14 protein-coding genes are annotated in these 13648 nt (G+C 65.2%); 3 read left to right on the top strand and 11 right to left on the bottom strand.

Annotation, left to right across the window (positions count from 1 at the left end; all coding sequences use genetic code 11):
* Nucleotides 1–5: 5 nt before the first annotated feature.
* Both ACNEOT_RS15105 and ACNEOT_RS15100 read left to right on the top strand, forming a co-directional pair.
* The gene (locus ACNEOT_RS15105; RefSeq protein ID WP_415974832.1) at nt 6–605 is read left to right on the top strand and encodes a hypothetical protein; all 600 of its coding nucleotides are present in this window, start codon (nt 6–8) and stop codon (nt 603–605) included.
* Nucleotides 602–1111 carry a hypothetical protein gene (locus ACNEOT_RS15100; protein WP_415974831.1) on the top strand — a complete coding sequence of 170 codons (510 nt, stop codon included), beginning with the start codon at nt 602–604 and terminating at the stop codon, nt 1109–1111. The genes ACNEOT_RS15105 and ACNEOT_RS15100 overlap by 4 nt, the downstream gene beginning before the upstream one ends.
* On the opposite strand, the gene ACNEOT_RS15095 is transcribed toward ACNEOT_RS15100, so the two are convergent.
* From ACNEOT_RS15095 to ACNEOT_RS15085, 3 genes are read right to left on the bottom strand one after another with little or no spacing between them, the layout of a single operon-like run.
* Nucleotides 1112–2296 carry an SPFH domain-containing protein gene (locus ACNEOT_RS15095; RefSeq protein ID WP_415974830.1) on the bottom strand — a complete coding sequence of 395 codons (1185 nt, stop codon included), beginning with the start codon at nt 2294–2296 and terminating at the stop codon, nt 1112–1114. It abuts the gene before it with no gap.
* 4 nt (nt 2297–2300) lie between these two features.
* Nucleotides 2301–2732 (bottom strand): NfeD family protein, encoded by a 432-nt coding sequence (locus ACNEOT_RS15090; protein ID WP_415975202.1) that lies wholly within the window; start codon nt 2730–2732, stop codon nt 2301–2303.
* Between the two features lie 54 nt (nt 2733–2786).
* Entirely contained in the window at nt 2787–3596 is an 810-nt protein-coding gene (locus ACNEOT_RS15085; protein ID WP_415975200.1) for a DUF3097 domain-containing protein, read from the bottom strand.
* A gap of 76 nt (nt 3597–3672) precedes the next feature.
* Here ACNEOT_RS15085 and ACNEOT_RS15080 point away from each other — a divergent pair, with 76 nt between their 5' ends.
* Complete coding sequence (locus ACNEOT_RS15080) at nt 3673–4500, top strand: hypothetical protein (protein ID WP_415974829.1); 828 nt, start codon at nt 3673–3675, stop codon at nt 4498–4500.
* A 34-nt stretch (nt 4501–4534) separates the two neighbouring features.
* Here ACNEOT_RS15080 and ACNEOT_RS15075 read toward each other — a convergent pair whose 3' ends face one another.
* From ACNEOT_RS15075 to ACNEOT_RS15040, 8 genes are all read right to left on the bottom strand, one after another.
* Complete coding sequence (locus ACNEOT_RS15075) at nt 4535–5614, bottom strand: ferrochelatase (RefSeq protein WP_415974828.1); 1080 nt, start codon at nt 5612–5614, stop codon at nt 4535–4537.
* A gap of 104 nt (nt 5615–5718) precedes the next feature.
* Nucleotides 5719–6543, bottom strand: coding sequence for an NADH-dependent enoyl-ACP reductase InhA (gene inhA, locus ACNEOT_RS15070; protein ID WP_415974827.1), 825 nt, complete (start codon nt 6541–6543; stop codon nt 5719–5721).
* Nucleotides 6544–6617: 74 nt separating this feature from the next.
* Complete coding sequence (fabG1, locus tag ACNEOT_RS15065; protein WP_415974826.1) at nt 6618–7340, bottom strand: 3-oxoacyl-ACP reductase FabG1; 723 nt, start codon at nt 7338–7340, stop codon at nt 6618–6620.
* Nucleotides 7341–7406: 66 nt separating this feature from the next.
* Nucleotides 7407–8399: a VWA domain-containing protein gene (locus tag ACNEOT_RS15060; RefSeq protein ID WP_415974825.1), complete on the bottom strand. Its 993-nt coding sequence runs from the start codon at nt 8397–8399 to the stop codon at nt 7407–7409.
* Nucleotides 8396–9394, bottom strand: coding sequence for a DUF58 domain-containing protein (locus ACNEOT_RS15055; RefSeq protein WP_415974824.1), 999 nt, complete (start codon nt 9392–9394; stop codon nt 8396–8398). The genes ACNEOT_RS15060 and ACNEOT_RS15055 overlap by 4 nt, the downstream gene beginning before the upstream one ends.
* Nucleotides 9391–10656: an AAA family ATPase gene (locus ACNEOT_RS15050; protein WP_415975199.1), complete on the bottom strand. Its 1266-nt coding sequence runs from the start codon at nt 10654–10656 to the stop codon at nt 9391–9393. The genes ACNEOT_RS15055 and ACNEOT_RS15050 overlap by 4 nt, the downstream gene beginning before the upstream one ends.
* Nucleotides 10657–10879: 223 nt before the next feature.
* On the bottom strand, nt 10880–12388 hold the full coding sequence (locus ACNEOT_RS15045; protein ID WP_415974823.1) for an NlpC/P60 family protein: 1509 nt from the start codon (nt 12386–12388) through the stop codon (nt 10880–10882).
* A 437-nt stretch (nt 12389–12825) separates the two neighbouring features.
* Nucleotides 12826–13356, bottom strand: a complete 531-nt coding sequence (locus tag ACNEOT_RS15040) for a DUF6676 family protein (protein ID WP_415974822.1) — start codon at nt 13354–13356, stop codon at nt 12826–12828.
* Between the last annotated feature and the right edge of the window lie 292 nt (nt 13357–13648).

Genomic DNA, 13648 nt, shown 5'->3' with positions numbered 1-13648 from the left:
GTCCCATGTTCGTGCTGACCGTGGACCAACGCCGCAGTAGACGCGACATCGACCGCGTGCCCGAACTGCTCGACCGATACCGCGACCACCAGCTGATCCGTCGCTTCGAGCGCACCGCAGGAGACGAAGTGCAAGCCGTGTGCGAGGACGCCGCGACCGTCGTCTCGATCGCCCTCGAATTGGTCTCCACGCCACATTGGAGCGTGGGAATAGGCATCGGCTCGGTCGAACTTCCACTACCCGAGACGACCCGCGCCGGTCGCGGACCAGCGTTCGAGGCAGCCCGAGACGCCGTGACCAGAGCCAAGACTGCCCCCGCTGCACTCGCTGTCAGCGGCCCCGAGCCTGCCGCCGCCGAGGATGCGGAAACCGCATCGACCCTCGTGGCTCTGCTCGTCGTCAGACGCTCGGATCAGGGCCGAGAAGCGGTCGAGCTCATGGCCCGCGGATTATCGCAGACCGACGCAGCCAACCGTTTGAAGATCAGCAAGCAAGCGATGTCGCAACGACTTTCGGTGGCCGGCTGGCACATCGAGAACGCAGGCCGCACCCTTGCCACGCGATTGCTCGACGCAGCGAACACGACAGGGAGTCACCGGCCATGATCGTCGCAACCCTCGCCCTGCTGTCACTGGCCGCAGTGGCTGCGCTCATCCCTGCGGGAAACCACATCCGTCAATGGATGCCCGCTGCAGCAGCATCGAGCCTGCTCGCAGCAGCAGCAATCCTGGCAGCGACAGCCGGACCGGCCTACGGCCTCGGCCACGCCGCCGCACTCGTACTCGGCGTCGTCACTGCGGCGGTGGGCGGAACAGCGTTGGTGCCCAGCGTCTTCCGAATTGCCAGAAGGCAGAACGACTCGACCGGAAACGATCCGGCCGAGCCGCTTCGCGGTGGGCTGACCATCGGGATTCTCGAACGCGTGGCGGTCGCCGTGTCGATCCTCGCCGGCTGGCCCGAAGGCATTGCCGTCGTACTGGCCGTCAAAGGGCTTGCACGCTACCCCGAACTGCGCGAATCCCACGCCTCCGAGCAATTCATCATCGGAACCTTCGCCAGCGTCCTGTGGGCTCTGGCTGCCGCGGGCGTGGGATTCGCGATCAACTCGTGATCAGCGCTGTTCCGGCTCGGCCTCGGGCGACGCCGACAGAGCACCGACGTCGAAACCCTTCGACAGCTCAGGTGCGGCCGCCAACGACGTGTCGACAGGTTTGCGCGCCACGGCTTCTGCGGCCTTGACGGCCTCTGCCACCGCCGGATCGGTCTTGGTCTCGAACCATTCGGCAACCTCGTCCGAATCGTCCTCGGGCTTGGGCTCGTTGCCCGCCGATTCGTTGGGCTCGTACCGGAACACACCGTCCTCGCCGGGCGCACCGAGTGTCTTGGCGAACCCCTTGAGGGCATCGCCGAAATCGCTCGGAATCATCCACACCTTGTTCGCGTCGCCCTGAGCCATCTGCGGCAGCGTCTGCATGTACTGGTAGGCCAACAGTTCCGGCGTCGGCTTGCCTGCCTTGATGGCACCGAACACCTTCTCGATGGCCTTGGCCTGGCCCTGCGCTTCGAGGTACTTCGCGGCGCGGTCACCCTGAGCACGCAGGATGCGAGACTGCCGCTCACCCTCGGCGGTGAGGATGGCGGCCTGCTTGCCGCCCTCGGCCGCGAGAATGCGGCTCTGCTTGTCGCCCTCCGCTGTCTTGATCGCAGATTCGCGATGACCCTCGGCGGTGAGGATGGTCGCACGCTTCTCGCGGTCGGCCTTCATCTGCTTCTCCATCGATTCCTGGATCGAGGGCGGCGGATCGATGCTCTTGAGTTCGACTCGGGCCACGCGCAGCCCCCAGCGACCGGTCGCCTCGTCGAGTACGACGCGCAGCTGACCATTGATCGAATCACGCGAGGTGAGGGTTTCCTCCAGCGTCATTCCACCGACCACGTTGCGCAGAGTGGTGGTCGTCAACTGCTCGACACCGACGATGTAGTTGTTGATCTCGTACACGGCCGCCTGCGGATTGGTCACCTGGAAGTAGACGACGGTGTCGATCGACACGGTCAGGTTGTCCTTGGTGATCACCGGCTGCGGCGGAAACGACACGACCCGCTCGCGCAGGTCGACCTTGGCCCTGATGCGGTCGACGAACGGCACGAGGAACGTCAGCTGACCGGACACGGTGCGGGTGTACCGACCGAGTCGTTCGATCACCGCCGCCTCGGCCTGCGGGACGATCGAGATGGACTTGGCCATCAACACCGCGACGAACACGACGATGACGGCCAGTGCGATGAGTGCTTCCACTGGACTACGGTCCCTTCCATACGACGGCAGTAGCGCCGTCAATTTCCATCACGGTCACGGTGGTACCAGGGGGATAGACCTCGGTTTCGTCGAGTGGGCGAGCGCTCCACACCTCTCCACCGAGTTTGATCTGGCCTTCGCGCGCGGTGACCTGCTCGAGCACGACGGCACTCTTTCCGGTGAGCGCAGCAATACCCATCGGGACATCCGGCGGATGTGCGAAGCGCCGCAACAGAATCGGCCGCAGGCCGAGAACCAAAGCCAACGACAACACACCGAAGACGATCGCATCGGCCCACACCGGGAAGTCGGTCAACGCCGAAACACCCGCGGTGCCGAGTGCACCACCGGCGATCATCAGAAGAAAGAAGTCACCCGTCAGTGCCTCGGCACCGGCGAGAACCACTGCCGCTATGAGCCACACGATCGCTGCCACAGCCTCCATCCAAGCACGAATAGGACAATTGCCGGTGCGTTGCTGGACACAGCCCTACTCGGTGACGAAGTCGACCAATTGTTCGACGGCTCCGATCAGCGGTGCCTCGAGATCGCGAAAGCTCGACACCGACGAATACACCCGACGCCACCCCTCCCGAGGACTACCCCACCCCAGCTCCCGGCAGATTCCGGTCTTCCAGTCCTCACCGCGCGGGATCTTCGGCCACGCCTCGATACCGACAGCCGCAGGCTTGACTGCCTCCCACACATCGATGAACGGGTGGCCGGTCACGAGGACGTACTCGCCCAACGACCGAGTCAACTTCGACTCCTTCGACCCCGTCACCAGGTGGTCCACCAGAACGCCCACACGACGACCGGGGCCGGGACCGAAATCAGCCAACCGCTCCCCCAGATTGTCCAGCCCTTCCAGATGCTCGACGACCACGCCCTCCACCCGAAGATCGTGTCCCCACACACTTTCCACCAGGGCCGCGTCGTGCACGCCCTCGACCCAGATGCGGCTCGCGCGGGCCGTGCGCGCACGCAATCCCTCGACCTTCGTCGAACCGGACGCAGATCGCGTCTGCTTCGACTGCGCTGCAGCCGGTTTGGGCCGGACCAGAGTCACCCGACGGCCGTCGATCAGAAACGCCGCCTCACGCAGAGCGAACAGACGCGTCGTACGGGCACCGTCCTCGAGCCGGACGAAATCCCCGTCGTAGGTGCGCTCGAAGCCGACCACCGCGCCGCAGTAACCACTACCGGCATCTTCGACGACCAAACCGCGCTCTGCCGGAACCTCCGGTGCGGGCACTTTGCGCATGCGACTGTGCCCTCTGAGAATGTCTCCGCCGTACATGTCGTTCACGGCGACCAACGCTAGCGACACCGGCGTCTCGAGCACGGTTCGCCACGCCGACCTATGCTTGTGAGTCGTGTGTTCTTCGAGTGCAAGTCTCGCCCTGTGGGCCGGTTCGTGGCTGGCCGGTGCCAGTTCCCCGGACGACGTGATCGACGCCATGTCCGAGTGGGCACCGATGCATCTGGTGGGTGCAGGCGACTCGGACGCGGCCACCGATTTCGGGTTGCAGTACCCGGGCTACACCGAAGGAATCGCGAGTCTGTTGCAGGCGATCAGAGCGGCCGCAACGGCGTCGACACCCGCCGCCGGGGACGCCGGGGTGAAGCTTGTCCTCCCAGCTCCCGGTGCGGTGAGCGGTCTACCCGCGAACACGGACTTCTCGCGAGCTGCCCTGAACACCGGTCAGGCGGTGATCGTCGGCACCTCGGGCAACGCCGGAATCGGGTTGGTGCCCGTCGTCGAGGGACCGGATGTGTTGCGCTGGACCGTGTACTCGATCGTCGTTCCCGAACACGGTCATCGCGATCGAGGACTGGGCGAGGCCGAGTTCGAGATGCGTGAGGCCGTGCGTGGCGCAGCGGAGGCTCTTGCACAGATGCAGTCGCTGCCCACCAGAACGCTCGACGCCGATCCACGCACCCGCATCGCCGCATCCATCGCCGACGCGGCCCGTCACCGCTACCCGGCCGAGATGTCCGACCGCGCGTTTCGGGTTCTCGAATCGGCCGATCGGGTCGCGGCCATCCTGACGGTGGCGGCCGGATCGGCTCCGTCGGAGGCCCCGACCGCGTCGGCAGCCGCAGCACGTGAGGAGCTCGTTCGCCCACTGTGGGCCGCAGTGCGCACTGCGCGCACCATAGCTGTGGCAACGAGCATCGAAGCGGCAATGCACTCCGCCTGACAGCGCGCGGAAAGCGGCTGTCAGGCAGAGGTATTCACGACGCGCTAGGTGCAGGCCTCGTCGGCCGGGTCGGCTGCTCGCAGCATCCGACGGCGCAGCGACTGCCGTCGAGAGTCGAGCCGTAGCCCGGCACCCGACCGAGACCACGACAGCTGCCGCCGACCCGATACTCGTCCACGAGTTCGCGGATCATCTTCGGAAAACGCGAGTCGGATCCGGGAGTTCCGGCGCGGGCGAAGGCCATTCCGAGTTCGTCGGCCTTCTCCTGCGCCTCGGTATCGAGGTCCCACACGACCTCGAGATGGTCGGAGACGAACCCGATCGGGCAGACGATCACGGCACCGACCGACCTCGACGAGAGCGCCTCGAGATGGTCGCAGATGTCGGGGTCGAGCCACGGAACCTGCGGCGGACCGGAGCGGGACTGCCACACCAGGTCGTAGTCTTCGACACCCGACGCGGCTGCAACGAGCCTCGATGCCTCGGCCACCTGGCGGCTGTAGAGGTGACCGCCGTCCGCGGGCGGGCCGGCGTTGGCGTCGGCTGCCGAAGGAATGGAATGTGCGGTGAACACCAGACGTGCACCGGCGCGGTGCTGTTCGGGCAGCGAGGCGCGGGCCGCTGCGACGGCGTCTGCGAAGGCGTCGACCATCAGAGGGTGGTCGTAGTACTGACGAATCTTGAGCAGGTGCGGTGCATCGTCACCGACGGCAGCGCGGGCTCGGGCGATGTCCTCGTGGTATTGCCTGCATCCCGAGTATCCGCCCCACGCTGAAGTCGGGAAGACGAGTGCATTCTCGATCCCGTCCGACTTCATTGTCGCCAGGGTGTCCTCGATCATCGGATGCCAGTTGCGGTTTCCGAAATAGATCGGCAGATCCACGCCGGCGGAATCGAATTCGCTACGCAGCGCATCGATGATGTCTCGATTGAGCTGATTGATCGGAGAGACACCCCCGAAATGCATGTAATGCTCGACGACGGCGTCGAGCCGCTCCGGCGGCACTCCGCGTCCGCGAGTGACGTTCTCCAAGAATGGGCGTACGTCGGCGGGCTGTTCCGGCCCGCCGAACGAGAGCACCAACAATGCGTCGAAGTCTCCAGGGGTGGTCATGTTTTCCATTGTGCCCCCGTCACAGACCGGCCCCGGTCGGGGTCCGATCGGCAAACGAAACCTGTCGGTGGGCGAAACCACGTGCGGTTTCGCCCACCGCGGCCTCACATGTTCTCGGGCAGGTACGTGTTGTGGCTGGCTCCGCCGTCGACGTACACGATGGATCCGGTGGTGCCGGGCAGCCAATCGGAGAGCAACGCGACGATGGACTTGGCGACGACGGTGGGGTCGTCGACATTCCAGCCGATCGGGGCTGCACCGTCCCAGTAGACGTTGAGCTGGTTCATCTTTGCCGCGTCGTCCGTTGCCGTGCCGGCGATGGCCTTGGCGGCGAGCGTCTTGATCGGGCCGGCCGCGACGAGGTTGGAACGAATTCGCTTGGCCGCGCCCACTTCCCGAGCCACGTAGCGGTTGACCGACTCGAGTGCAGCCTTGGCGACACCCATCCAGTTGTAGTACGGCATCGACGTGCGTGGGTCGAAGTCCATGCCGACGATGGAGCCACCCTCGTTCATGACCGGGAGAACTGCACGCGCGAGCGATGCGTAGCTCCACGCCGAAATCTCGAATGCCTTCGCGGCGTCGGGGCCGGGGCCGTCGAGGAAGGGCTTGGCGTCCGGACCCATCAGAGTGCGGGGCGCGAATGCGATCGAATGCAGGACCCCGTCGATGCCCTCGGGCGCCACTTCGCGTACGCGGTCGGCCAGCGCGGCGAGGTGCTCCTCGTTGGTGGCGTCGAGCTCGATCGCCGGGGGTACCGGCTTGGGCAGCCGCTGAGCGATGCGGTCGATGAGCCGCAGCCGATCGAACCCGGTGATGATCACCTTGGCACCCTGTTCCTGGGCCATGGCAGCGGCGTGGAACGCAATCGAGGCATCGGTGATGATGCCGGTGATCAGAATGGTCTTGCCTTCGAGCAATCCGCCCATAGTGCTGTGTTCCTTGCTTTCGGAGATGGAAATCTACTGGCTTCGAGCTGAATGAAATTGTGCGAGAGAAACTCTCAGTGACCCATTCCCAGACCGCCGTCGACAGGGATGACCGCACCGGAGACATAAGCTGCATCGGGCGACGCCAACCAACTCACGACCCCTGCGACTTCCTCAGCCTTACCTTTGCGCGCCAACGGAATTGCTTTGACGGCCATTTCCTGGATCTTCTCGTCCAAGACCTGAGTCATCTCGGTGTCGATGAATCCCGGCGCGACAACGTTGGCGGTGATGGACCGAGAACCCAGCTCTCTCGTCAGGGAACGAGCCAAGCCGATAACGCCTGCTTTGGAAGACGCATAATTTGCTTGACCGGCAGTGCCGGTCATACCAACGACGGAACCGAGAAAGATGAACCGGCCGTAGCGGGCACGGAGCATCGAGCGACTCGCTCGCTTGGCCACCCGGAATGCGCCGGTGAGGTTGGCGTCGAGCACATTCGAGAACTGCTCGTCGGTCATTCGCATGATGAGTGTGTCGTCGGTGGTGCCGGCGTTGGAGACGAGAACCTCTACCGGCCCCTGCTTCTCCTCGACCTCCTTGAACGCGGCGTCGACCGAGGCGGAGTCGGTGACGTCGCAGACGACTCCGAACAATCCTTCGGGAGCCCCGGAGCCGCGGTGAGTGACGGCAACCTTGTGTCCGTCGGCTTGGAGGCGCTGGGCGATGGCAAGACCGATACCTCGATTACCTCCGGTGACGAGTACCGATCGCGCGATGAAGTCAGGTGTGGACATGCCTAGCAACCTATCTGTTCGACCTGGAATGACAAAGCGAAACTTACTGGTGAGTAAGAACAACGATCACGGGATTCGTTGCCTCATCACCAACGCCGAACCGAGGCCGACCGAGATGCACAGGACACCGAGAATCAGCCAGGGGCGCGACGCGTCGCCGCGGGTGATCTCGAACCCGATCTGCTCTTCGAGGGTGTCGTAGACGTCCCTGAGGTCCTCCAGCGACGACGCGGAGAAGAAGCTGCCACCCGAGAGATTTGCGATCTCCCGCAGCGAGGGATCGTCGACCGGTACCGGAACTCGCTCGACGCCGTTCTCGTCCTCGATTTCGACAGATCCGTAGCTCGTGCCGAAGGAGATGGTGGAGATCGGCACGTTCTTGTCCTTGGCGGCTCGCGCTGCGGTGTATCCGCCGCGGGGGTCGTCGAGATTCTGCGGGACGGTCTGCTTGCCGTCGGAGAGCAGCACGATGCGGGCAGGTGGTGCTGCGTCACCGCCGCCGAGTATCGCTCCGAGAGTGTCGATCGACTGGAGCGAGGTGAAGATGGCTTCTCCGGTTGCTGTTCGCTCGCTGAGCTGCAGCTTGTCGATAGCGGACTTGGTGGCTTCGCGATTGGCCGTGGGAGACACCAAGACCGATGCCGTACCGGCGAACGCGACCAACCCGAGATTGATACCCGGTGTCAGACCGTCGGCGAAGGACTTCGCTGCCTCCTGCGCGGCAGCCAACCGGGTCGGTTCGACGTCGGTGGCCTCCATCGACAGCGAGACGTCGATGACGAGAATGACGGTCGCCCTGTTGCGCGGAACCCGCTGGTCGGCGGTGGGGCCGGCCAGCGCCACGGTGAGAAACAGCAGTCCGACCAGCACCAAGGCGGTCGGCAGGTGTCGCAGTCGGTTGGGTCGATCGGGCGCAACCGACTCGAGCAGTTCCATGTTGGAAAAGCGCAGAACGTGCTTCTGTTTGCGCCGTTGGTTCCACAGGTATCCGGCCGTCAGAGCGATGACGACCACGATGAAACCCAGCCACCACGGCGAAGCGAAATCGGTCAGGCTCATCGTGCCCCCGCCCGCGCGGTGTTGGTGAAGCCGGACCCGATGGTGTGTCTGCGAGCGGTGACGAACCGAACGACATCGGCAATCCAATCACCGTCGGTGCGCAAGGTCAGACGAGGTGCTCCACAGCGCCGTAGCGCCTTCTCCACGTCGTCACGGTGTGCTGACGCGGCGCGGGCGAAGTCAGCTCGCAGCCGCGGCGTCGTGCTGAATTCTCGGGTGCGGCCGGATTCCGGATCGTGCAGAACGACATCACCGACATCGGGCAGTTCCAGATCTCGTGGATCGAGTACTTCTACGGCCAAGACGTCGTGCCGAGCCGAAATAGCTCGAAGCGAGCGTTCCCAATCGATGGGGCCGAGGAAATCGCTGATCACCACGGCCATCCCGCGGCGTCGTTCGGGGCGCCGCAACGCCTCGATGGCAGCTCTCAGATCACCGCGGACTCCGTCGGCAGCAGCCGGTGTCGTGGCGATGGACCGGAGCATCGACTGGGTGTGTACGCGGCCACCCCGTGCCGGGATTCGCGTGGTGTCGGAACCGGTGGCCACCACCGCGCCGATGCGATTGCCACCACCGCCGGACAGATGCGTGATGGCTGCCGACGCCGCTACCGCGAGATCACGCTTCTCACACCCGGTGGTGCCGAAATCGAGACTGGCGGACAAGTCCACCACGAGCCAGGTCTCGAGCTCGCGATCGGCCACCGACTGCCGCACATGCGGATGCGTCGTGCGCGCGGTCACCGACCAGTCCATCTGCCGGACGTCGTCACCCGGCTGGTATTCCCTGGCGTCGCCCGGTTCGGATCCCGGGCCCGGAATCAACCCCAGATGGTCGCCGTGCAGCACCCCGTCCAGCCGTCGACGCACTGTCAGTTCGAGTGTTCGCAGCGCCGCAGCCAATTTCGGATCGCGCAGCTCACCCGATCTGAACGACGGTGGCCGTGAGACGACGGCGCGGCCTGCGTTCGTGGGAGCGGTGTCGGGTCCGCTCACTGCCCCGGCGTACCGATCGCCGATCCGTCACTCGACGGCTTCTGCAGCGACGGTGCCGGTTGGCCGTACTGACCGCCCTGCGGGTGTTGCTGGGGCCCGGGCTGCTGAGATCCGGGCTGGTGGGGCACGGAGACCTGCCCCTGAGCTGGAAACTGCCCCGGGGCGGGGAACTGGCCGGGGGCCGGAAACTGCCCCTGGGCCGGGTACGGCCCCTGCGGCTGGCGTCCGTCGAAATGCGGCGCGTCCGGGCCTGCTCCATTGCTCTGGGGCACCGGTACCGCCTGCGGCGACACCTGAGGCAGCCCCACGGTCTGCAACACCCGGGAGATGACCGTCTCGGGGGTCACCTCGTCGGCGAGAGCGTCGTAGGACAGGACGAGGCGGTGCCGAAGCACGTCCGGAATGACTTCCAGAACGTCCTGAGGTACGACATAGTCGCGACCCCGGAGCAGAGCCAGCGCGCGTGAGGCGGCAATGATGCCGAGCGTGGCACGCGGCGACGCACCGTAGGCGATCCAGTTCGCCACATCGTCCAGACCGAACTGCTCGGGCGTGCGCGTGGCCGAGATGACCCGCACGACGTAGTCGACGAGCGCATGGTGCACGAACACCGAACTGGCGAGGTTCTGCAGTCGAACCAACTCGACGGGGTCGAGGATCTGCTTGGGCTCGGGAGCCTTGATGCCCATGCGATAGACGATCTCGCGTTCCTCCTCGACCGTCGGGTAGTCGACGACGATCTTGAACAGGAACCGGTCGCGTTGAGCCTCGGGAAGGGGGTACACACCCTCGTTCTCGATGGGGTTCTGCGTTGCCATCACCAGGAACGGATCGGGCATCGGGAACGTCTTGCCACCGATGGTCACGTGTCGCTCGGCCATCACCTCGAGCAATGCCGACTGCACCTTGGCAGGCGCGCGGTTGATCTCGTCGGCGAGCACGAAGTTCGCCACGACGGGTCCGAGTTCGGTGTCGAACTCCTCGCGCCCCTGGCGGTAGATGCGGGTGCCCACGAGGTCTGTCGGAACGAGGTCGGGAGTGAACTGGACTCGAGAGAACGAGCCGCCGACCACGCGCGCGAAGGTTTCGACGGCGAGGGTCTTGGCAACGCCTGGCACGCCTTCGAGCAACACGTGCCCGCGAGCGAGCAACCCGACCAGGATGCGCTCGACGAGTCGGTCCTGACCGACGATCACGCGCTTGACCTCGTACACGGCCTTCTCGAGAAGCTGGACGTCCTCGGCCAGGCCAGGACTGTCCACCCGCTTCGGCTCCCCACCCGGTGGATTCGGAGTCGGAGACTCGGCTTGCGCCGCCGCCTCGTCGTTCGAAATCCGGCCGTCACGTGATGTCACCAAGAATTCACCGCTTTCAGTCGATCATCGTCGGGCACTGTTCGATACCGCCGCGATCAACTATTCCAGGTGATCCGAATGCGCGCCGAAAGGCACCCCCGACGGGAGGCCGGAAGTTGCCGGACGGCGGTCAGGACACCATTCGCACGGCGTACGGCGTCATTCCGCTGTAGCGCACGTCGGACACCTTGACCACCGAACCCGACTGCGGCGCTTCGAGCATCTTGCCGTCGCCGAGATACAGCGCGACGTGTTGGCTGGCGTTGGGTCCGTAGAAGATCATGTCGCCGCGCTTCATGTCCGATGACGGCACCTGCTTGCCCGCTGTGTACTGGTAGCCGGTGTAGTGCGGCAGGGAGATTCCCAGACCGGCGAAGGCGTAGATCATCAGGCCCGAGCAGTCGAAGCCGACCTTGTTGTAGTCGCCGTAGCTGTCTGCGACGCCGCCGTCTCTGATGCCTTTGGTCGGTCCGTTCTCGTCGCCTCCGCCCCATGAGTAGGGCACACCGAGTTGGCTCATTCCGCGGTCGATCGCCAACTCGACGGCCGCGCTCCCGGTGACCGACGGCGTTGTGGTCGTCTTCGGCTTGGTGGGCTTGGGTTTGGCCGGGGTGGTTGCGGTCGAGCTGTCCGATTCGGTGGTCGCGCTCGTATCGTCGTCGACGTCCACGTGCGAACGTTGACCCTCGGCGATGGCCGCGGCGCGTTGCTGCGCCGCCAAGTTGGCCGAGACGCGGGCGGCTGCCTGCACGGCAGCTTCCTTCGCTGCGGCCGTGGCGGCGGCGATGGCCGCGTCCTCGGCTGCCTTCTGTGTCTCCCAGTCGCCGTACGCTGCGCGCTGATCCTGTAGACCGGCGACGTTGCTGCGGGCTGCGTCGAGCTCGCTCTGCGCAGCATCGCGCTGAGATTCGATCGCGGCCTTCTGGTCGGCCTCTGCCTGCAGAGCTGCCTGTGCCTCGGCGATGGCCTGCTCGGCCTCGGCCTTCTTGGCCTCGGCTTCCGAGGCTGCGTCGTCGGCCTGTTGCTTGGATTCACGTGCCGCGGAATCGCGGTTCGCCTGCTCGGTGCGGGCCCTCTGCAGGCCGTCGAGCACCGCGTTCTGACTGTTGGACAGGACCTTCAGCACCTGGGCGCGGTCCAAGACGTCGTCCGGTCCGCTCGAACCGAGGAACGACGCCATCGAGGCCACGCCGGAGCCCTGGGTGTAGCTGGACTTGGCGAACTCGTCGAACTTTCGTTGCGCTGCCTGAATCTGAGTCCCTGCGTCCGCGAGCGCCTGTTGGGCAGCGCCGACGAGCGCGGCGGCGACATCGGCTGCGTCACGAGCATTCTGCAGATCGACCAGGGCTTTGTTGACGCCTTCTCGTTTTGAGGCGACTTCGTTGTCGAGCTGGGTGAGCTGCTGGTTGGCCGACGCGATTGCATCGATCAACTGGCCGACCTGACCCAGGCGCGCATCGACGGCGCTTCCTGCTGCAGCGATGTCGTTGTCCGAGGGGTTGGGCGGCGGCGGTGGTACTGCAGCGGCAACTCCGGGAAGAGTTGCCATCAATGCGAGTACGAGGCTTGCGCCCACCAGCGTGAATCGGGTACGGACGAGCGTTCTGCGGCGAGTTCCGCGGACTGGACGTCGGCTCACAAATGTCTCCCTCGGGTCCGGCCTTCACTCGGGTCCCTTCGAACCGTCGTGCCGTCGAGGTGCTCTCCGCCCTCCACCCCGATCGCAGGTGACGGTGAACGCGCTCGCCGAGCGGGAAAGAAACACGCAGCGATACGACAGGTGCGAACCACGTCAGTCACACCCGAAGCAGTGGCCTCCCGAGTTCCCCACGGATGACAACCGCCTTCTGCGACACTCCTTCCCCAGCAGTGCCAATGGCACCGTACGACACTTTGCACGCTAAAGAAACTCCAGTCACAAATGACACATTTGTGATTTCACCAGGCACAACGCTGTGAACTCGGAGTTTGTCGGAAACAATTTTTCCGACTTTTTCGAGGGGTGGGTCGCGACAAATCGCGAGCGCGTCGCGCGGCTCGGGCGTCGGTTGTGTGAACGACGCGGTGGAACTCGGTTCAGTTCGCGTCGGAGTCGGGACTCGACGCCGCACCAGCGCGGTACCGACGTACCTTGACGGCAGCGGTGAGGGTCGCCGCAGCGGCGACCACGACGACGAGGCCGCCCGTGATCAGACCCCACGGCGTCTGGTCCTCCACGAGGGTGTCGACGAAGTTGTCGGCGGCGACGACGTGATTGCCGGTGTAGGTACGGTCCTGACCCGCTTCGAGCGTCACTCGGCTGATGGAGTCGCTGAACGTGCCCACCTGCCCTGGACTGAGAACGAGGACCGTGCCGCCCTCGCGCGCGCCCACCGCGGTTGCGAGGTCGCGGAGCTGCGAATCGTGGCGAGGTTCCGTCGGCACGATGACGATGCTCAGATCGATGCCGTGGTCTTCGGCGCGTGCCACTGCTCCGGAGAGCCCGGCTTGCTCGTCGGCCGGCGCACTGACGCCGGACTCGCTGACCGTGGCGACGATGCTGTCGACGTCCAGACCTGCCGGAATGTCGGTGGCAAGTGGGGAAACGGCGTGAATCGGCTCAGGCATCTCTCGTCCAGTCGGTAGGAACCAGTCGCGTCGAACCCTACGTCACAGCCGCGTCCACACCTGGTAGGCGTGCAGCTCCGGTGCCACTACTGAGGTCGCCCTTCATTGCGTAGCAGGGAGCACTGCGTGAGGATCGTGGTGCGCATCCCTCTCTCGACACGCGCCGAGAACAGGACCGCAGGTTTTCACAGGACAAGCGTACTGTTAGACTTCCATCGAGACACTGATCGTGCGTCCGCCTCGAGATCCCGGTTTCGAGACTCGAGGCCGAGGCCCACGGTGAGCGCCTCGC

This window comes from Rhodococcus sp. 077-4 (assembly GCF_047782425.1).
Taxonomy (GTDB): Bacteria; Actinomycetota; Actinomycetes; order Mycobacteriales; family Mycobacteriaceae; genus Rhodococcoides.
This window is presented reverse-complemented; position numbering and strand designations above follow the sequence as displayed.

Bases quoted from the DNA above. Each gene is read 5' to 3' on its own strand.
- ACNEOT_RS15085 (WP_415975200.1), bottom strand. From the start codon at position 3,596: ATGTACGGCGGAGACATTCTCAGAGGGCACAGTCGCATGCGCAAAGTG.
- ACNEOT_RS15060 (WP_415974825.1), bottom strand. From the start codon at position 8,399: ATGAGCCTGACCGATTTCGCTTCGCCGTGGTGGCTGGGTTTCATCGTG.
- fabG1 (WP_415974826.1), bottom strand. From the start codon at position 7,340: ATGTCCACACCTGACTTCATCGCGCGATCGGTACTCGTCACCGGAGGT.
- ACNEOT_RS15105 (WP_415974832.1), top strand. From the start codon at position 6: ATGTTCGTGCTGACCGTGGACCAACGCCGCAGTAGACGCGACATCGAC.
- ACNEOT_RS15075 (WP_415974828.1), bottom strand. From the start codon at position 5,614: ATGACCACCCCTGGAGACTTCGACGCATTGTTGGTGCTCTCGTTCGGC.
- ACNEOT_RS15100 (WP_415974831.1), top strand. From the start codon at position 602: ATGATCGTCGCAACCCTCGCCCTGCTGTCACTGGCCGCAGTGGCTGCG.
- inhA (WP_415974827.1), bottom strand. From the start codon at position 6,543: ATGGGCGGATTGCTCGAAGGCAAGACCATTCTGATCACCGGCATCATC.
- ACNEOT_RS15040 (WP_415974822.1), bottom strand. From the start codon at position 13,356: ATGCCTGAGCCGATTCACGCCGTTTCCCCACTTGCCACCGACATTCCG.